Genomic DNA, 18,004 nt, shown 5'->3' with positions numbered 1-18,004 from the left:
ATGCACAGGTCCTGCTTACAGTGGTCTGACGTGCTGTGGGAAAAGCTGACTCCAGACACGTACACAGCGGATCTCTTGCCGAATCATGATGTGGAACCGAGGAGTATAGAGCTGTGAGCACAGAGAACGAGGACAACAAGGGCACCGCGGCCGAGGCCGCCCCGTCCGTTCCGTCCGCACCTCCAGTGCCGGCCGATGCTCCCCAGGGGTCTCCTGGAAGCACGTACCCGGCCCCTCCGCAGACGGATGTGACGGCCGAGCAGCCGCAGGCCCTCCCGGCCCATGACCCGGCGACCACGCCCATGGCCCAGGTCCCGCCGGCGCCGCAGCCCCACACGCCCCCTCCCGTACCGCAGTCGGCAGCGGACGCCGGCTGGCCCCCGCCCCCGCCCGCGGTCCCCGCCTACGCCCACGGCGCACAGGGCGGCGGCCCCGTGTGGGGTCCGCCCGGCCAGGTGCAGGCACCCGACGCCCCCCGCAAGCGGGGCGCCGGCGGCCTGGTGGCCGCGGTGGTCGTGGCGGCGCTCGTGGCGGGCGGGGTCGGCGGGTCCCTCGGCTACTGGGCCGCGGACAGCAATGACGGCTCCGGCGGCTCCGGTTCGACCACCGTCGCGGCGTCGGCCAACCCGCAGGACCTCAAGCGCGACCCGGGCACGGTCGCGGGCGTGGCGGCCAAGGCGCTGCCCAGCGTGGTCACCATCGACGCGCAGGGCGGCGACGGCGAGGGCGGCACCGGCACCGGCTTCGTGTACGACAAGGAGGGCCACATCCTCACGAACAACCACGTGGTGGCCTCCGCGGCGGACAACGGCCAGCTCACGGCGACGTTCTCGAACGGCAAGAAGTACGGCGCCGAGGTCGTCGGCCGGGCCCAGGGCTACGACGTCGCGGTCCTGAAACTGAAGAACCCGCCGCAGGGGCTCTCCCCGCTGGACCTGGGCAACTCGGACAAGGTGGCGGTGGGCGATTCGACGATCGCGATCGGCGCCCCGTTCGGCCTGTCCAACACGGTCACCACGGGCATCATCAGCGCGAAGAACCGCCCGGTCGCCTCCGGTGACGGCGCCGGCGGCAGCAACTCGTACATGAGCGCCCTGCAGACCGACGCCTCGATCAACCCGGGCAACTCCGGCGGCCCGCTGCTGAGCGCCGGCGGCGCGGTCATCGGGATCAACTCGGCGATCCAGTCGACCGGCAGCAGCACCGGCCAGAGCCAGGCGGGCTCCATCGGCCTCGGCTTCGCGATCCCGATCAACCAGGCGACGAACGTCGCCCAGCAGCTGATCAAGACGGGTCAGCCGGTCTACCCGGTCATCGGCGCCACGGTGACGATGGACGAGAAGACGGGCGGCGCGGTCATCTCCGACCAGGGCTCGGGCGGCACGGAGGCGGTCCCGAAGGACAGCCCGGCGGGCCGCGCCGGTCTCAAGCCGGGGGACGTCATCACGAAGTTCAACGACACCGTGGTCGACAGCGGCCCGACCCTGATCGGCGAGATCTGGACCCACAAGCCGGGCGACAAGGTCACGCTGACCTACAAGCGCGGCGGCAAGACGTCGACCGCCGAAGTCACCCTGGGGGAGCGCAAGGGCGACAGCTGACCGGCTAGGCTGTCCTGGTGTCGAAAGCGGTCTGTTGACCGCTGGCGCGGGGTGGGTTGCCCGAGCGGCCTAAGGGAACGGTCTTGAAAACCGTCGTGGCAGCGATGTCACCGTGGGTTCAAATCCCACACCCACCGCAGATGAACGGCCTCTGACCAGTACGTATGGTCGGGGGCCGTTGTCATGCCCGTTCCCTGCCGGGCACCGCTGTTCCCCCTGGTTTCCCGGTCTATCGGGCACGGAAGGGGCACGCGGGGGGCACGGTTGGGCCACGGCTTTGGAGCTGCCGGGGTCGGCTCGTCAGCGGTTGATCGGGATCTCGTAGACGATCTCGCAGTGCGCTGCGGGCACCACGATGTCGGCTGTCTCCACGGGTCGGCCGTCGTCGCTGTAGTACGTCCGCCGGATGTGCGTCACGAGCGCGGCTTTCTGGATGCCGAGTAGCGATGCCTCCTCGGCGGTCGCGTGCCGCGGCTCGGGCTGTTCCACCGCGTGGCTGATGGTGACTCCGATCGTGGCCATGCGGTTCACGACCCCGGCCCCCGCGTGGGGTCCACCCTCGGGGAGGACGACGAGAGTGCCGCCAGTGACGGCGTACGGCTCCCAACTCGTCGACAGCTGGACCGGCTTCCCGTCCGCGAGGAACTCGTACGCAGTCCGCACGCACGGCTCGCCCTCGTCGATCCCGAGCCGCGTCGCGATCTCCGCCGGGGCCGGCACCTTCGCGTCGGTCCGGCTCTCCCAGTCGCTCTGTAGGCGAAGGGCCTTCATGTCCTGGCGGAACGGGGATCCATCGGACTGCTCACGCGCCGACGACCGGACGACTCTCACCCGCTGCCGGGGCTCGGCGACGTAGGTGCCCGAACCGGCCCGGCCTTCCAGCACTCCTTGGGAGATCAGCAACTCCTGCGCCCTACGCACCACGTTCTCGCCCACGCCGCACTCCTGGCCGATCTGGGCGCGGGATGGGAGGCGGTCACCCGGTTCCCATACGCGCTCCGCGATACGCCGCCGGAGTTCATCGGCGATGCGGAGGTACGGCGGTTGCTCAGACATATGGAAAATCTAGTCCACTAGCTCTAATCTAGTTAACTAGCTTCACTGAAAGTGATCGCTAGCAACGGAGGGTGCGCTGTGTCCGCTTCGGGAGTGACCGCGGCGGCTATCGCCGCCCGCTTGTCTGCCGCTGGCCTCCGCCCGCGCGTGGAGGAGGACACCCGGTTCACGACGGTCGAGGCAGAGGTGCCGGACACGCTCTCCTCCGATTCATGGCAGGAGGTCCTGGACGCGGTGGCCGATGCCGATCGATTCGGGCTCGTGGCCACCAGCTTGAACGGCCGCACTTTATGGGCGGTCGTACGTAAAACGGTCCCCACGACAGGCGACGTCGGGGGACCGGGCTATCAGCGATAGGAGCTGAACAGCATGCTCAACCGTATCCGCCGAGCCATCGCGCGCACCAGAGCGCGGTGCTTCCCCAACGGTCGGCACCGCCGCGTGTTAACGCCCTCCCGGCCGCCGGCCTCTCTTACCTGCCCCGTGCCCGCTGACGCTTCGACCGTCCCCCTGGAGCGGGCTCCGGCCGAGACGGTCCACCGTTACCCGCTGAGGGGAGAGGACGTCGCGCTTGTCCGTCCGTACCTGCTGGCCTGGGAAGAGCAGCGTGCACGGACGCGCACAGTGCTCGTCGCCCCGCATCTGCCAACCGACGCATGGTCGGCCCTCGCAGGGGCCCACTGATGCCTCCTCGCCGACAACCGCACCCGACGGGCACGACTTCCGTCCCCTACCGCTCGATCGCCTGCTGGATCGGGACGCACCACTCCTGCACCGACCCGGCCCCGCCTGCGGCAACGGACGACGTACCGGTGATCTACGAGGAGTGCATCTGCCCGTGCCACTCGACCCCCGACCCGTCCGTGCCCGTGGGGGCGGTGGCATGAGGACCCCAGCCCCCGGCGGCGCGCTGGTCTCCACCGTCGAGGTCACTGCGGCCACCGTGCAGCGCGGCGACATCATCGAACTCGGCGGTCAGGCCTGCCGGGTGAGTGACCTCTTCCAGCTCCCTCAAGGAGCCAAGCAACTGGTCTTCGAGTCGGGCGAACTGCTGGCCATACACGCTCGCACCCGGCTCATCGCCTTGCGACTGCTGAGAAGGCGGTGACCCGCTCCGTGCCCCGACGCCATCACGACATCGCAGACGATCTGCGCCACCAGATCACGACGGGCAGCATCAAGCCTGGCGAACGCCTCCCGTCCGAAGCCGGCCTAGCCGCCCGGTACAGGGTCAGCACGGTGACCCTGCGACGCGCTCTCGCCGTGCTCCAGGGCGAAGGACTCGTCGAGAAGATCCACGGCAAGGGCAACTACGTCCGTCACCCACGCCGCAAGATCATGTACGTCGGCGGCTGGGGCACGCTGGACCCCTGGACCGCGGCTGAGCCAACGTTGCGCATCACGGTTCGCAGCACCACGGTTCCGGCCTCCGTGCAACTGACGACGTTGCTGAAGGTGCCGACGGGCAGCCCCCTCGCGGAGTACACCTGCCTCAGCCTCGAACAAGGGTCGCCGCACGGGCTGGCCCGCATCTACATACCGCGCGACCTGGCCCCGGCCGGGGTCCTCGACGACGACTCAGTATGCCGGGAGGCAGCCACCCGATTCGCCGTCCTCGGCCCGTCGCCGGCCACCATCCGAGAGACGGTCTCCGCCCGCTCCCCCACCCCAGACGAAGCGTCGGCCCTCCGCATCGGAAACAACATGGCCGTGCTCGCGATCACGCGCATCGCCACCGACACCAACGGCCGCGTCGTAGAAGCCGCGCTCCTGGCCTTTCCGGGAGACCGAGTCGACGCCGTCTTCACCGCCCACCACGTGCTCAACGAGAGGCCAACCCAAGGATGACAACACCGAGCGAACTTCGGCTTCTCCCGTGGTCAGGCCCAGGGGACAAGCCCTGCTACCTGAGCACCGACGACCCGGCCGGCTACATGTCCCGCCTCGCGGACGGCATCGAAGCAGTCCAACTCAGCACGGCAAGCGAACTGGTGGAGGAGGCCTCAGAAGCTCTCGACAACCAGGACACGTCAATCGACGAGATGCGGTGCCTGATCACAGAGCTGACCGGGGCTCTGCGAGACGTCTTCCGCATCGCAACGAGTCGCGGTCGCCTCCTGGCAACGAGCGATCCGCGTGAGTCCGCCTATTGATCTACGATCTCGCCGACCTGCACGGCAAGAGAGGCCCATGGCTCTTACCAGATCAGAGCCATGGGCCTCTGGTTTTGTCGGCCAGCTTCATAGCTCTGGCGCCCGTCGCGGTAGCCAACGATATTACGAGTGAATCTCAGTAACCGATGACTGAAGAGCGAATGGCTGATATTACCTAAAGTCGAAAGAAGTCGGGCAAAGAAATTTTGCAGCGCCAGACCTGAGAGCCCCGTCGATCTCGCCTGTCAGATACAACACGGAGTTGACAAGCGGTTCCATCTCATGAGATATACTGGAGTGGTCGATACTATGCAGTCACGAAAGAAGGATTGTGGAAGGCCAGGCTGATCTCATCCAGCAAAATCACGTCCAGGACTCATTTATGCTCTCCCCTGGGCTAACCCCTCCTGGCCAAATTGTGAGAGGCTCCCTATCCCCCAAGAGGCCGGCTACAGAATCAGTTGGAATGGCGGATGCCTTTCCATACTATGCAGGATTTTCGTTCGACTGGGCATGCAGCAAGATCCAAGAAGCTGGCCCACAAGGCGAACTCATTGTTCTTGACCCGTGGAATGGTAGTGGGACGACAACCCTAGCGGCGAATATTAACGGCCATAAGTCAATTGGAACAGACCGAAATCCCATTGCGAGCCTTGTAGCACAACTTCGTTGCCTGACGCCGCTGAGCACCAGGCTACTTGAGGAGCCGGCAGTTTCAAGGAGGGGAACTGCTCAGGGTAAGGACCCGCTGAGTAATTGGCTTGATGCCGATACGGTTGCGAGGATTCGTGACTGGTCAGACAGTTTCACGTTGAGCTCTACTGGCAGCCATGCTCTGGGTATGGTGGCCCTCTTTAGGGTCGTAAGAGAGATCACGAAAAAATTCGGTGGAAGCAACCCTACCTGGGTCAAGCGAGCCAAAGAACACGCAGAACTAGTTTGCACCCATCCAAACGAAATCGATCGGCTTGTAGTTGAAGAGCAGAGATTCCTAAAGAAGAGGCTTATTAGCTCAAGTCGAACAACTTCACAGGTGGCGCTCCTTACGGCAAATGCCAATCGGCTACCGATTGCGGCTGAATCCGTAGATCTCGTATTGACATCACCTCCTTACCTAACCCGAATCGATTACGCGGTCGCGTACTCGCGAGAACTGGCGATTCTAGGATTTGATGTTTTTTCGGATCGTTCCATTCGCTCATCTTTGATGGGGACGACTCTAATTCGAAAGGCAGAGACCGATCCTCCGCGCTTCGGCATTGCCGGGAATAAGCTCTTGGTCGACGTCAAAGCACATCAAAGCAAGGCTTCCGCTGGCTACTACCTAAAGCAAACGCAGCAGTATCTAAGTGACTTGAGTCAAGGGCTGAACGAAATCACTAGGGTTGCTAAAGTCGGTGCTGTTATGCACCTTGTAGTTCAAGATTCTTACTACAAGGATATTCCGGTCCCACTGGCAGATATCTGCATCGATGAGACGGAACTTCGGGGATGGGTTCTCGAAGACAGGGAGGCATTTCCGGTGCGAAGGCTCCTGACTTCACTCAATAAGTCGGCGCGTGCTTACACCAAGGGCGAGGTGGCGGAGAGCGTCGTCACGCTGAGGAGGAAAAAGTAGTGACGAATGAAGACAGTACTGCCACAGCCGATGAAATGATCCAAGCTGTCGACAAAAAGATCTCGGCAGTTCGCACACAGAGCTTGGATTTTTCATTCAATGAGCTGGCCGATATGCACGCCGATGGCGAGCTTATCATTGATCCAGAATTTCAACGGATGTTTCGTTGGTCTGAGGGCGGACAGGCAAGGTTTATCGAATCACTGCTTCTTGAGCTTCCGATCCCCCCGATTTTTCTAATTGAGAGAGAGGATAGAGTTTATGAGCTGATCGATGGACTACAGCGAATTTCCTCCTTTCTGCACTTTAGGGGGCAGTTGCAGATCGACGGAGAGCTTCTAGAGCCCCTGGTACTTTCAGATTGCGATATTGTCGAAGAACTCAATGGGAAAACATACGCAGATCTGCCACGCGCGCTAGAGATTAAGCTTAAAAGGAGTTACATCAGAGCGGAAATTTTGCGGAAAGAGAGCGACCCTCGACTCCGCTATTACATGTTCAAGAGGTTGAACACCGGTGGAGAACGGCTCGCCGAACAAGAGGTTAGGAACGCGACGATCCGACTCTTGAATAATGACTTCAATCATTTTATTGTGAATCTCAGCAACAATGCCGACTTTTCATATTCGGTTGATGCAATTACCGAGAATGCGAAAAAGCGGAAGTTCGACCAAGAGCTTGTACTCAGGTTCTTCGCATTCAAGAACGTTCGGCACCTGTACAAGCATGACATTGCCGACTTCCTCACCGACTACCTGGAAGCCGTATCAGATCCAACCGTTAATGTGAATTTTGACTATGAAGTCGAAAGGAGTGTTTTCGAAAAGACTTTCCTAGTGATTAGGAAAATTGCTGAGCGCCTGGGCTACGGGTCGAAAATTTTTGGCACGATGACGGTGGGAGGTCAACCGAAGGCGCAATTCTCGGTTTACCATTACGAAGGAATCGTCCTAGGGCTTCAAGCAGTAATTAGCGATTTGGATCCAGAGGACGCTGACGCCGTCGGCCTGCTAGCCGAGGTGGTTCGTACCGGTAAGGCTGACAAGGAGTTTCTGAAAGCGACCGGTGGTGGCAAGAATGAGCGGAACGCTTTGCGTGCTCGAATCGAATACTTCTCAGAACGCTTTGAGAGGGCCCTCGATTGAACATCGCAGAACTTCGGGCCGAGTTGGAGGAAGATCTTGCTTGGCGGCTAGACGAGCTTCGCCATCTCAAGAACAAGCTTCTGGGGGATGAGCCTCGCGATCAATGGTCTGCGGCATCGATGCGTACGATTCTGGTAATGCAGTACGCGCATCTTGAGGGTTTCACTAGAAACGCCTTTGCGGTGTACGTTGGCGCAATTAATAGCGAGTCGCTTATGATCAAAGATCTACAGCCTCAACTTATGGCTGCAGCTTTGACCGATGAGTTCGAAGCGGTTCGCAAGAATGTGAATTCTGATGAAGGTAAAGATGAGGACGGCAGGCTGACTCGGCGGGCAATAAATCAAGTGGCCTTCGTTGAGAAAATGCATTCCATGGCAGATTCTCCTGTTTCACTTGTTTCGGAAGTAGTGGCATCGATGGAGATGAACCTCGGTCGGGATGTTCTGAGGCGCTGCCTTTACATGCTCGCAATTCCGACTAGTCAGGTTTCAAAGCCGCAGTATAGTTCTATCGAGTTTGTAAAGAATGCACGCAATGATATTGCGCATGGTAGTCGGCGAGAGCGTATATCGGCTGGAATGTTTAATGCCCATCGCGAAAAGTGTGAAGAGTTCATGAAGGATCTCATCCGCTTGATTACCCTGGCTGCCTCCAATGGATGGTTCAGAAAGGGTGCAATCGAGGTTGATTGATGGACCAAGGGGGAGAACGGGTCCCGTTCCTCCAGGTCGGCGGAGCGGGTTTGGCCGGTGTCCTGCCCGGTTTGGGGTCGAGCATGATCAGGGGGCCGTACGCTGGCCGGCAACTCGGGCAGGCTGTGATCCTGCCCGGAATTTGAACGAGTGGCCCCCTGGTCTTGCTCGACGCGGGACCCGAACCGGGGAGGTGGCTAAAGCCGTGGAGCCGACCGCCCCAGCCACAGCGGGTTTCTTCCCCACTTCATGCCCGCAGCACGTAGCGCGCCGCCGGGCGCGGCCAGCCGGGGCGCAGACAGGAGGCAGGCCGCGCCGCAGAGGCGGCGCCCGCGCCGTGCGCGGGCCTTGATGAAGTAGAGAAAGTCTTATCCCGCTGTGATGAGCTGCTTGCCGTCGTGGCTCCGCACGTGAGGGCCGTTGCCGTCCAGGGCGTCCAGGAGACGGACCGCGTAGACCTCGGCCATGCGCTCGCTGACCTCGTCGGGTGTGAGCCAGGAGACGGCTGTCGACTCGCTTGATGTGCGCTCGGTGCCGCCGGAGGGCTTGCAGCGGAAGACTAGGGCGACGATGCCTCGGGTCGTGTTCTTGTAGACGCCGGTGAGCTGGTCCACCTCGACGTGGATGCCTGTCTCTTCCAAGACCTCGCGGGCGACGCCGGCTTCCGGTGTCTCGTTGAGTTCGAGGATGCCGCCGGGGAGCTCCCAGGTGCCGTTGTCGGCTCGGCGGATCGCCAGGAGGCGGCCGTCCTCGCGCACTACTACTCCGGCGACGGACACGGAGTGCAGGGGAGTGGGTGCCGCTTCCTGTGGTTGACTCATGTAGAGGAGCATAGGAGGCAGGGAAGGACTATGGGAACTGCGGCGGGTGGGGCCGGTTCCGGGCCTCGGTATGTGCAGATCGCTGATGACCTCGTGCAGCAGATCCGGGCGGGGGTTCTCAAGGCCGGCGACATGGTGCCGAGTGAATCCGAGCTGGTGGACCGCTACGGCGTCTCCGGTGGGACGATCCGTAAGGCCATGGTCGAGGTGCGGGCGAGTGGGCTCGTCGAGACCCGGCACGGCAAGGGCTCGATCGTGAAGAACCGGCCTCCCGTGCGGCACCGCTCTTCCGATCGCTTCCGGCGCTCGCTCCGGCAGGGTGGCCAGGCTGCCTACCTCGCGGAGTCCGCGCAGTCCGGTGCCACCGCGAAGGTCAGCGTCCTCTACATCGGGCCCATGGACGCGCCCGAGGATGCCGCCGAGCGCCTGGGAGTCCCCGCCGGTACGCAGGTGCTGGCCCGTCGGCGCCTCTACTTCCGTAACGGCACCCCGGTCGAGACCGCCTCGTCCTACCTGCCCTGGGACGTGGTGAAGGAGATCCCGGAGCTGTTCGCCGAGAACCCCGGGGGCGGTGGCATCTACGCCCGACTTGAAGACCACGGTCATGAGTTCGCGGAGTTCGTCGAGACACTGCAAGCGCGCCCGGCCTCGAAGTCGGAGGCGTCAGAGCTGGCGCTCAGCCCGGGTGCACCGCTGGTTCACCTGATCCGGGAGGCCCGTACGACCGCGGGTCGCGTGGTCGAGGTGTGCGACACGCTCATGGCCGCTGACCAGTTCGTTTTTGAGTATCGGATCCCTGCCGGCGACTGACGCCCGCTCAACTCCCCTCAACCCGTCGTGAGTTCTTCTTCGCGGCGGGTTGACTCATGTACAGGAGTGATGCACTCTTCTTCATGTCACTCATGTATATGAGTGGCGAAGTTCAGCAGCTATAGAGGAGTGATCTGCTGTGCGTCAGATTCCCGTCGACACCTCCAGCGCTGTCGTGATGGTCGCCAAGCCTCCGCAGGTCAAGGTCCGTGACCGCCGCACCGGTGAGATCGCCACCGACATGGAGACCGGTGCTCAGCTCATGACCGTGGACGTGATGTTCGCGGCGAACGAGGAGGTGGAAATCCTGTCCGTCACCGTTCCGGAGCCCGGGATCACCGGTGAGCTGGCCATGGGCACGCCGGTCGCGCTCACCGGCCTGGTCGCCCGTCCGTGGGAGAACGACTTCAACGGTCAGCGGCGGCACGGCATCGCGTTCCGCGCGGTCGCGGTCACCTCGCTCGCCGACGTCGCCGCCGCCACAGGGTCGAAGGCGGCCTGATCATGACCGCCTTCACGGTCGCTCTGGTGCTGGTCGTCGCCGCTGCGGGTCTCCTGCGGTGGCGGCGGCCCGCCTGGTACTGGCTGGCCTTCGGGGTCACTCTGGCCGCGCTGCGGGTCTTGGTCCGGTACCGCTCGGTCATGGACGCGTGCGGGTTGACCGTTCCGCCGGCGCGGTGGCGGTTAGCCCTGGCTCGGGCCACCAACCGGCCGATACCTGAGCCCCGCCCACCGCGTATCCGGCGACTGTGGCCGACTCGCACCGGCCTGGTCCTCCGACTCAAGCTCCGTCCCGGGCAGGACGTCTTCGACATCGCCGCGGCCTCGGACCGGCTTCGGCACTCGTTCTCGATGTTCGGCGTGACCTCGCGTGAGGTGCGGTCCGGTGTCGTAGAGGTGCGGATGACCGGATACGACGTGCTCAAGCGGGTGCAGATGCCTGCTGAGACGGAGACCCGGGTGATGCGGGTACCGGTCGCCCTTCGGGAGGACGGGTCGGTGCACTACCGCGACTACCGCGCGATACCTCACGCCCTCACCCTCGGCGCCACGGAGTCCGGCAAGTCCGTCTACCAACGCAACCTGGTCGCCGGCCTTGCTCCTCTGGACGTCGCCCTCGTCGGCATCGACTGCAAGCAGGGGGTCGAACTCTTCCCGCTGGCGCGCCGGTTCTCAGCGCTGGCCGACAGCCCGGACACCGCTGCCGAACTCCTGGATGCACTCGTGGCGCGGATGGCGGACGTCTACCGCCTCATCCGTACCCAGCAGCGCATCACCGTCGATGTGCCGGACGCGGAGATCGCCGCCGACATCTGGGACCTGCCTGATGAGCTCCGTCCGACCCCGGTTGTCGTCCTGGTCGACGAGGTGGCCGAACTCGCCCTGTACGCAACGAAGCAGGAGGAGAAGCGGCGGGACCGCATCATCACCGCCCTGGTCCGTCTCGCGCAGCTCGGCCGCGCCGCCGGTATCTACCTCGAAATCTGCGGACAGCGCTTCGGCTCCGAACTCGGCAAGGGCATCACCATGCTCCGCGCTCAACTCACCGGCCGCACCGCCCACCGTCTCAACGACGAGACCTCCGCCAACATGGCCTTCGGCGACATCGCCCCGGACGCGGTCCTCGCCGCCATCCAGATTCCCGCCGAACTGCGAGGCCTCGCCATCGCGGGAGACGCGTCCGGCGGTTGGCACCGCATCCGCGCTCCGCACACTTCGCTCCGCCAGGCCGTGAACCTCTGCAACCGGTACGCCGACAGGACCCCGGACCTGCCAGAGCTGGCCCCTTTCCGGCCCACCACCGGCACCGCCACCGAGCTTGTGCCATCGGCGAAGGCATCTCCGGCCACCGCCTGATCTCTCCCCCGACCGGTAGGCGTGATCGTCTTCGCGCCGAGTCCCTACCACTGCCATGCCCAGAGAAGGGAGAACGGCCATGTGCCCCGACTGCGAGGACTTCGCCCGGACCGTGCTTCTGCTCGGCCAACTCGCCCTGTACGCAGACATGGACGGCGCTGATCTCGACTTCGTGGACGTCGTCAGCCCGTCCCTCGCCGTGTCGCTGCCGGAGCCGCCGGGCACGTTCCCGGACGACTCCGACCCCGCTGAGGACTCCTGATGGGCGCCCGGCACGGTCTCCGGATCGACGCGGTGTTGATCCAGGCGGTCATCGCCGGAGCTCTGTCCTTCGCCCACCTGCACGACCTCGCCGCCGCGGCCGGACAGGACGGCTGGAAGGCATGGGCCTACCCGGTCAGCGTCGACCTGCTCCTTGTCGCCGCCTGGCGTCGGCTGCGCAGCGAGGGACCGTCCCGGTTGGCCTGGTGCTGGTTCCTGATCGCCCTGTTCGCCTCGCTCGGCGCCAACGTCGCCACCGCCGGGTTCCTCGACCTGGCCGACCCGCCGGCCCCACTCCGGCTCGGCATCGCCGGATGGCCCGCCCTCGCCTTCCTCGGCGGCACTCTCCTCGCCCACTCGTCGGGGAGGCCGGAGCCAGTTCCGTCGGCCACCGCCACGGAGACGAAGGACGTCGAGCCAGCGCGTGTGCCTGACGCCGCCCCGATCCCATCCCAGGCCGATGAGCCCCCTGCCACAAAGGCCCTCTCCTCGCCCCCGGCCCCGTCCCCGGCTCCGCCCGTTCCCGCCGCACTGGTCGACCACGCCCGCAAGGTCGCCGACGAGTACCGCACGCGCACCGGCTCTCCGATGGACACCGACACCCTCCGCTCACGCCTCGGCGTCCCGCCCCACCTCGCCGACGCCATCGCCGCCCACCTCAACTGATCGCAAGGGAGATCAGAGATGACCAACAATTCCGCCGACCTGACCGTGGCCGACTACCTCAACAGCGCGCGGGACATGGCCGCGGCCGGACGCCCCTTCCTCGCCTACCTGCTTGCCGAGGAGGCCGCTCGACGCGTTGACGACCCGGCCACCGCCCGCAGCATCCGCGCCCAGTACCCCGACCCCGCGACCGACAGGGGCTGACCGGCATGCCCGCTCGCGACAGCTTCCATTCCGTGATGCGTATCGGCCCCGTGCAGATCGGCACCCAGCGCGACCGCACCGGCCGCACCGCCCACGCCGCAGTCTGCACCGCCGACCGCTGCGGCTGGTCCGCCGACTACTCCAGCCGGACCGCCGCCCAACTCGCCGCCCGCACCCACCGCTGCACCGTCCGTTAGGAGACAGCGTCCATGGACGTCCCCCTCTGGTTCGCCCTGTTGGCTGTCGGCTACCTCGGCGTGAAGCTCTTCCGCCCGCCGGTGTGGCTGATCTGCGTGCTCCTCCTCGGCGGCTACCTCCTCGCCGACAGCCTCTTCGCCTCCGTCATCGACACCGCCGTCAAGTAACCCGCGCCCGGGAGAGGAGAACCACCCATGTTCCAGCCCAAGATCCCGACCATGCCGCAGCCCTCGGGCCTGGTCACCCCGCCCGCCGTCGTCCAGCCGACCACCATCACGCCGGGCACGCCCGCCCCGGCACCCGACGCCCCTGCGCCGGCCCGTCCGGTCGTACAGCTGACCCCCGGCACCGCGGTCGCCCTCGTCGGTGCCGGTACTGCCGTCGTCCTGGTCGTCGGCACCGTCCTGGTCTCGCTGCTCCTGGCGGTCGCCGTCACCAGCGCCTCGGTCGCCGTCTGCACGGTCGTCCTGCGCTCCCTGATCGCGTCCAACGCCAAACGCCGCTGACCGGCCCCCGGGCGGCTTCGATACCGCCAAGCATCCGCCGCCCGGGAGCCGTGCCCACCGATCGATCTCGCAACCGGAAGGAACCCCCAGCATGGCCCACCGGCCCTCACCCTCGAAACAGAAGCGGTCCATGCCCGCCCCACAGCTCGACCCGACCACCCTCGGGGACGTCCTGCGGGTGGCCTCGGCCTCCGACTACTCCCGCTGGGAGGACCAGATCCGCCGCACCGGCGGCTGTGCCGACCCCGTCCATCTGAGCGGCTGGGTAACCCACAAAGACAAGACCACCGGCGAGACCCTGCACCGCTACTCGACCGCGTACGAGCCGGGCGGACGCCTCCGCATCGCCTGCGGCAACCGCCGCGCGTCCCGCTGTCCCTCCTGCGCCTGGACCTACTCAGGCGATACCTACCACCTGATCCGCGCCGGCCTCGCCGGAGACGACCGCCGCGATATCCCCGCCGCAGTTCGCGAACACCCGCGCGTCTTCGCCACCCTCACCGCACCCTCGTTCGGCCCTGTTCACAACCGCCCTGACCGGGGCACCTGCCGTTGCGGCACGGCGCACGCCTCCGACTCCCCGGACCTGGGCTCCGCCCTTGATCCGGAGACCTACGACTACGCGGGCGCTGTGCTCTTCAATAACCACGCGGGGGAGCTCTGGCAGCGTTTCACCACCCGACTCCGCCGCGAACTCGCCGTCCACGCGGGCATCCCACGCGGTGAGCTGGGCGACCATCTCCGCGTCTCCTTCGGCAAGGTCGCCGAATTTCAGAAGCGCGGAGCCCTCCACTTCCACGCCGTCGTACGTCTCGACGGCCCGGAGGGACCTTGTACTCCGCCGCCCTCTTGGGCGACGGTCGATCTCCTCACCGACGCGATACGAGCCGCAGCCGCGCACTCGTACACGTCGGTCTCCGTACCGGCTGCCGGTGGCCAGCCGTCCCGAACCTTCCGGTGGGGCCGACAGCTCGACGTCCGCCCGGTCAAGGCCTTCGGCGACGGTTCAGACGTCACCGAACAGGCAGTCGCCTCGTACGTGGCCAAGTACGCCACCAAAGCCGCCGAGAACACGGGCACCCTGGACCGCCGTATCAGTGAACTCGCCGAACTCGACCGCCACCGCGTTCCCGATCACACCCGTCGGCTCATCACCGCGTGCCGTGAGCTCGACAGCCTCTATCCGGACCGGCGCCTCTGGGCCTGGGCGCACATGCTCGGCTTTCGCGGCCACTTTTCGTCCAAGTCCCGCACCTACTCGACCACCCTCGGTGCCCTCCGCCAGGAACGCGCCGACTACCGCGCTTCACAGGAAGCGACCGTCCTCGGCCTGGCCGACCGTGAACCGGACACCGTCCTCGTCCTGACGGACTGGCAGTACGTCGGCCACGGGCACACCCCCGGCGAAGGAGCTCTCGCCGCCACCATCGCCCGTGACCTCCAGACCAACCGTGAGACCGCCCGCGACGTACTGAAGGGACGCACTGCCGACGAGGGGGAGTGGTGACCGTGGCGGACCGACTGCTGTCCGTGAATCAGGTCGCCGAACGCCTCGGCACAGGTCTTCGCTTCCCTCGCCGACTCATTGAGGAACGCCGCATCACGTTCGTCAAGGTCGGCCGACACGTCCGCATCCCCGAGAGTGCCGTGGAGGAGTACGTCAGTGCCCACACGGTGGCGCCGCTCGTCCTGCGGCCTGCGTCGGCGTACCCGTACCGGAGGGCTGCCTGATGGCCGCCAAGCGCAAGTCCCGACGCGCCTTCGGCCGGATCCGGAAGCTGCCGTCCGGCCGGTTCCAGGCTCGGTATCCGGGGCCTGACGGCGTACTGCGTGCCGCTGATCAGACGTTCGCGACAACGACGGACGCCGATCGCTGGCTGGCACGGAAGCGAATCGAGATGGAGGAGGGCCGCTGGCTCGATCCCACCGAGGGACGGACCACCGTCCGCGACTGGTCGGCACGATGGCTCACCGCGGTCTCCCCGCAGCTCAAGCACAAGACACAGGCGTCGTACCGATCCCTGATCAACTCGCTGATCGTTCCGGCGCTCGGTGACCGTGAGCTGTCCAGCCTCCGGCCTATCACCATCGTCGAATGGGTCGGTGCGATGAAGACCCGTGGTCTCAGCGCATCGCGGATCAGGCAGGCCTACCGGGTGCTCTCGCAGATCATGCGAGCGGCCGTCGACAACGAGATGATCGGACAGACCCCGTGCAGGGGCGTGAAGCTGCCTCGCATGCCGCAGACCGAGCCGCACATCCTCACCCCGCTGGAAGCCTCACGGATCGTGCGGAGCGCGACGAAACCGCATGACCTGCTGATCTCCTTGCTGGCCTACGCGGGCTTGCGGGTCGGGGAGGCATTCGCGCTGCGGCGAGCGGACATCGATGTGTCGGGCGGCCTGGTCCTCGTCGATGAGAATCTGGCCGAAGCGAACGGCACCCTCGTCTTCGACACCCCCAAGTCCCATCAGAAGCGGGTCCTGCGAATCGGGCCGTCACTCGCGGCGCGGATCGGCCGGCACCTGGAGACGCTGCCCGGCGGGGAGGACGCCCTCCTCTTCGTCACGCCCGGCGGCAAGCCTCTGCGCTACAACCAGTGGCGCAAGGCGTATTTCGACCCCGCCGTGGCGGCGGCCGAGCTCACTGACGTCACTCCGCATGATCTCCGCGCCTCGCACGGCACATGGGTCGCCGACCGATACGGCGTGATGACCGCCGCGCACCGACTCGGACACTCGAACGCGAGCGTCACGACCCGTCACTATGCCCGTCCCGTCGCGGGCCGCGATGACCAAGTGGCGGAAGCTGCTGATGCATGGATGAAAGAGCACGAAAACAGCAACTCGCCTGAGGCATGGAAATAGCCCTGTGATGTGAACACAAGGTGGTGCCCTTGGCCGGGAAGAGCGCCAAGGGCGCCTTTTCGTTGCTCTAGGCCTCGGTGAACCAGGAGTGGCCCTGGGTCCAGTGGGTTGCCCACCCTGCGAAACCGGGCGTGCCCGGCATCAGGGAACTGTCCGGCCGGGTACCGAAAGGCGCCGCGCCGTTCTCATCGATCAGCCAGACGTGACCGCGCTGCGGGCCGGTGACGATCAGGAGCCAGTACATGCCGCAGCCGTCGGTGCCCAGCAGCAGTGAGCCGTGGTCGAAAACGGAGTCGATCCGATCTTCCAACTCCTGCCCCGAAACTGTCTTCTCGTCCTCCTCCGACTCCTCTTCCTCCCACAACCATGACGCGGTGAGCGGAAAAGGCTCGGCAAGCAGGCGCTCCGGTCGGTCCGAGCCCCAGTCCGACGGTGTTTGTACGAGGGGCAGCAGACCGTAGTAGGGAGGCCCTGCGCGCAACCCGTCGCAGACCTCCGCCACGAAGGTGCGGTACGGCTCGGGGAGTAGGATGCCGTGCTCCGCCTCGAAGGACCGCACCACCGCCCAACCGGCCGGCGGTATCGCCTCGGGACGTGAAGCGAAGACATCGCGTAGGGCGGCCAACTCGGTTGGGCCGCAGATTTCCGTGTTCATGCCGGTCATCATGCAAGATCTGCGGGAGACGACCTGGGGCACGTAGCGGGCACGAAGACGATGACGACGGTTCCACCGGGGCAGTCGTACCCGTCTGACCTGCTGCGGAGCGCCTCATCCGCGGATCGTTCGAAAGGTCTTGAAAACCGTCGTGGCAGCGATGTCACCGTGGGTTCAAATCCCACACCCACCGCAGCAGGTCAGAGTATGTGCAGGTCAGAAGGGGCGTCCCGGATCAGGGGCGCCCCTTCTGCGTGCGCCCTGTCTCAGCTTGAACCGCCCCTGTACGCCCGCTCGCGGACCTTCCCGCGCAGCCGGTTGTGGAGCTCGGCGATCAGGCCGGCCTCGCGCCGTCGCCGGAAGAAGGCGTAGACCCGGTCCCAGGCGGGGAAGTCCACCGGCATCGCCCGCCACGTGATCCCGTTGTCCAGGACGTAGAAGCAGCATCGAGCATCTGGCGGTGGCAGTAGCCCTCCGGACGCCCGCCCCGGCCCTCCAGCCACCCCGGCACCGGCAGCAACGGACGGATCTCCCGCCACTCGACGTCCGTCAGATCCATGCTGCACACCGGCGCCCGGCCAGGGCGATCGGCCGCGTTCCCGAACCGATGAGCGAGACAATCGCAAGACACGACCGACGAGTTGAGATCCTCACCCTCGACCACGTACAACATGGACAACAGGGCCTTCTGGCGTACTCGGCGTCTCGACAACTCCGAACTGCACCAGAGGCCCTGTCCTCATGCACGGACACAGCCAGATTCACCCGCCCCGACAGCCACTTTCGATCAACCGCAGGGTCTATCAGGAATCAGGTGTGGTTCGTCTGTTTGGCCTACAGGTTTTTCGGTGGGCTGGTCGGCCTACACTCGTCCGGCGGTAAGGCGGCCGT

General features: G+C 65.3%; 24 protein-coding genes and 1 tRNA gene. 21 read left to right on the top strand and 4 right to left on the bottom strand.

What is annotated here, in order from left to right:
• The first annotated feature begins 113 nt into the window (after positions 1–113).
• Complete coding sequence (locus ACIQM0_RS29525) at positions 114–1,601, top strand: S1C family serine protease (RefSeq protein WP_401292359.1); 1,488 nt, start codon at positions 114–116, stop codon at positions 1,599–1,601.
• A 50-nt stretch (positions 1,602–1,651) separates the two neighbouring features.
• Positions 1,652–1,738: transfer RNA gene (locus ACIQM0_RS29520), tRNA-Ser, on the top strand.
• Between the two features lie 163 nt (positions 1,739–1,901).
• Here the strand turns inward: ACIQM0_RS29520 and ACIQM0_RS29515 are convergent.
• The gene (locus tag ACIQM0_RS29515; protein WP_401292356.1) at positions 1,902–2,657 is read right to left on the bottom strand and encodes a GntR family transcriptional regulator; all 756 of its coding nucleotides are present in this window, start codon (positions 2,655–2,657) and stop codon (positions 1,902–1,904) included.
• Positions 2,658–2,735: 78 nt separating this feature from the next.
• On the opposite strand from ACIQM0_RS29515, the gene ACIQM0_RS29510 reads away from it, so the two are divergent.
• The 7 genes from ACIQM0_RS29510 (at position 2,736) to ACIQM0_RS29480 (ending at position 8,268) form a co-directional block, all read left to right on the top strand.
• Complete coding sequence (locus tag ACIQM0_RS29510) at positions 2,736–3,014, top strand: hypothetical protein (protein WP_401292354.1); 279 nt, start codon at positions 2,736–2,738, stop codon at positions 3,012–3,014.
• Positions 3,015–3,540: 526 nt separating this feature from the next.
• A complete protein-coding gene (locus ACIQM0_RS29505; RefSeq protein WP_319701601.1) occupies positions 3,541–3,765 on the top strand; it encodes a hypothetical protein in 225 nt (74 codons plus the stop codon).
• Positions 3,762–4,505, top strand: coding sequence for a GntR family transcriptional regulator (locus ACIQM0_RS29500; protein WP_401292351.1), 744 nt, complete (start codon positions 3,762–3,764; stop codon positions 4,503–4,505). Before ACIQM0_RS29505 ends, ACIQM0_RS29500 begins: the two co-directional genes overlap by 4 nt.
• Positions 4,502–4,810, top strand: a complete 309-nt coding sequence (locus ACIQM0_RS29495; RefSeq protein WP_401292349.1) for a hypothetical protein — start codon at positions 4,502–4,504, stop codon at positions 4,808–4,810. The genes ACIQM0_RS29500 and ACIQM0_RS29495 overlap by 4 nt, the downstream gene beginning before the upstream one ends.
• A 466-nt stretch (positions 4,811–5,276) precedes the next feature.
• Positions 5,277–6,428: a hypothetical protein gene (locus ACIQM0_RS29490; protein ID WP_401292346.1), complete on the top strand. Its 1,152-nt coding sequence runs from the start codon at positions 5,277–5,279 to the stop codon at positions 6,426–6,428.
• Positions 6,428–7,573: a DUF262 domain-containing protein gene (locus tag ACIQM0_RS29485; RefSeq protein ID WP_401292344.1), complete on the top strand. Its 1,146-nt coding sequence runs from the start codon at positions 6,428–6,430 to the stop codon at positions 7,571–7,573. The genes ACIQM0_RS29490 and ACIQM0_RS29485 overlap by 1 nt, the downstream gene beginning before the upstream one ends.
• Positions 7,570–8,268, top strand: coding sequence for an MAE_28990/MAE_18760 family HEPN-like nuclease (locus ACIQM0_RS29480; RefSeq protein ID WP_401292341.1), 699 nt, complete (start codon positions 7,570–7,572; stop codon positions 8,266–8,268). The genes ACIQM0_RS29485 and ACIQM0_RS29480 overlap by 4 nt, the downstream gene beginning before the upstream one ends.
• A 368-nt stretch (positions 8,269–8,636) precedes the next feature.
• Here the strand turns inward: ACIQM0_RS29480 and ACIQM0_RS29475 are convergent, their stop codons facing one another.
• Positions 8,637–9,101 (bottom strand): NUDIX hydrolase, encoded by a 465-nt coding sequence (locus ACIQM0_RS29475; protein WP_401292339.1) that lies wholly within the window; start codon positions 9,099–9,101, stop codon positions 8,637–8,639.
• An 18-nt stretch (positions 9,102–9,119) separates the two neighbouring features.
• On the opposite strand from ACIQM0_RS29475, the gene ACIQM0_RS29470 reads away from it, so the two are divergent.
• From ACIQM0_RS29470 to ACIQM0_RS29415, 12 genes are all read left to right on the top strand, one after another.
• Entirely contained in the window at positions 9,120–9,899 is a 780-nt protein-coding gene (locus ACIQM0_RS29470) for a GntR family transcriptional regulator (RefSeq protein WP_401292337.1), read from the top strand.
• Between the two features lie 139 nt (positions 9,900–10,038).
• On the top strand, positions 10,039–10,401 hold the full coding sequence (locus ACIQM0_RS29465; RefSeq protein ID WP_360429240.1) for a hypothetical protein: 363 nt from the start codon (positions 10,039–10,041) through the stop codon (positions 10,399–10,401).
• A 2-nt stretch (positions 10,402–10,403) separates the two neighbouring features.
• Positions 10,404–11,756 carry an FtsK/SpoIIIE domain-containing protein gene (locus tag ACIQM0_RS29460; RefSeq protein ID WP_401292334.1) on the top strand — a complete coding sequence of 451 codons (1,353 nt, stop codon included), beginning with the start codon at positions 10,404–10,406 and terminating at the stop codon, positions 11,754–11,756.
• 79 nt (positions 11,757–11,835) lie between these two features.
• Positions 11,836–12,018, top strand: a complete 183-nt coding sequence (locus ACIQM0_RS29455; protein WP_397930787.1) for a hypothetical protein — start codon at positions 11,836–11,838, stop codon at positions 12,016–12,018.
• Entirely contained in the window at positions 12,018–12,683 is a 666-nt protein-coding gene (locus ACIQM0_RS29450) for a DUF2637 domain-containing protein (RefSeq protein WP_401292331.1), read from the top strand. Before ACIQM0_RS29455 ends, ACIQM0_RS29450 begins: the two co-directional genes overlap by 1 nt.
• A gap of 18 nt (positions 12,684–12,701) precedes the next feature.
• Positions 12,702–12,887, top strand: coding sequence for a hypothetical protein (locus ACIQM0_RS29445; protein ID WP_401292328.1), 186 nt, complete (start codon positions 12,702–12,704; stop codon positions 12,885–12,887).
• A 5-nt stretch (positions 12,888–12,892) separates the two neighbouring features.
• A complete protein-coding gene (locus ACIQM0_RS29440) occupies positions 12,893–13,084 on the top strand; it encodes a mobile element transfer protein (RefSeq protein ID WP_401292326.1) in 192 nt (63 codons plus the stop codon).
• Between the two features lie 12 nt (positions 13,085–13,096).
• Positions 13,097–13,252 carry a hypothetical protein gene (locus tag ACIQM0_RS29435; RefSeq protein ID WP_367444574.1) on the top strand — a complete coding sequence of 52 codons (156 nt, stop codon included), beginning with the start codon at positions 13,097–13,099 and terminating at the stop codon, positions 13,250–13,252.
• Positions 13,253–13,279: 27 nt separating this feature from the next.
• Positions 13,280–13,591, top strand: coding sequence for a SpdD-like protein (locus ACIQM0_RS29430; protein WP_401292323.1), 312 nt, complete (start codon positions 13,280–13,282; stop codon positions 13,589–13,591).
• 91 nt (positions 13,592–13,682) lie between these two features.
• On the top strand, positions 13,683–15,098 hold the full coding sequence (repSA, locus tag ACIQM0_RS29425) for a replication initiator protein RepSA (protein ID WP_401292320.1): 1,416 nt from the start codon (positions 13,683–13,685) through the stop codon (positions 15,096–15,098).
• Positions 15,095–15,322, top strand: a complete 228-nt coding sequence (locus ACIQM0_RS29420) for a helix-turn-helix domain-containing protein (protein WP_401292317.1) — start codon at positions 15,095–15,097, stop codon at positions 15,320–15,322. Before repSA ends, ACIQM0_RS29420 begins: the two co-directional genes overlap by 4 nt.
• The gene (locus ACIQM0_RS29415) at positions 15,322–16,458 is read left to right on the top strand and encodes a tyrosine-type recombinase/integrase (RefSeq protein WP_401292315.1); all 1,137 of its coding nucleotides are present in this window, start codon (positions 15,322–15,324) and stop codon (positions 16,456–16,458) included. Before ACIQM0_RS29420 ends, ACIQM0_RS29415 begins: the two co-directional genes overlap by 1 nt.
• A 67-nt stretch (positions 16,459–16,525) precedes the next feature.
• On the opposite strand, the gene ACIQM0_RS29410 is transcribed toward ACIQM0_RS29415, so the two are convergent.
• Complete coding sequence (locus ACIQM0_RS29410) at positions 16,526–17,125, bottom strand: SMI1/KNR4 family protein (protein ID WP_401292312.1); 600 nt, start codon at positions 17,123–17,125, stop codon at positions 16,526–16,528.
• 254 nt (positions 17,126–17,379) lie between these two features.
• Positions 17,380–17,517 carry a hypothetical protein gene (locus ACIQM0_RS29405; protein WP_401292310.1) on the bottom strand — a complete coding sequence of 46 codons (138 nt, stop codon included), beginning with the start codon at positions 17,515–17,517 and terminating at the stop codon, positions 17,380–17,382.
• Positions 17,518–18,004: the final 487 nt, after the last annotated feature.

Source organism: Streptomyces sp. NPDC091387 (genome assembly GCF_044756945.1).
Taxonomy (GTDB): Bacteria; Actinomycetota; Actinomycetes; order Streptomycetales; family Streptomycetaceae; genus Streptomyces.
Note: the sequence above shows the minus strand (reverse complement) of the source record. Positions and strands in the feature narration are given on the sequence as shown.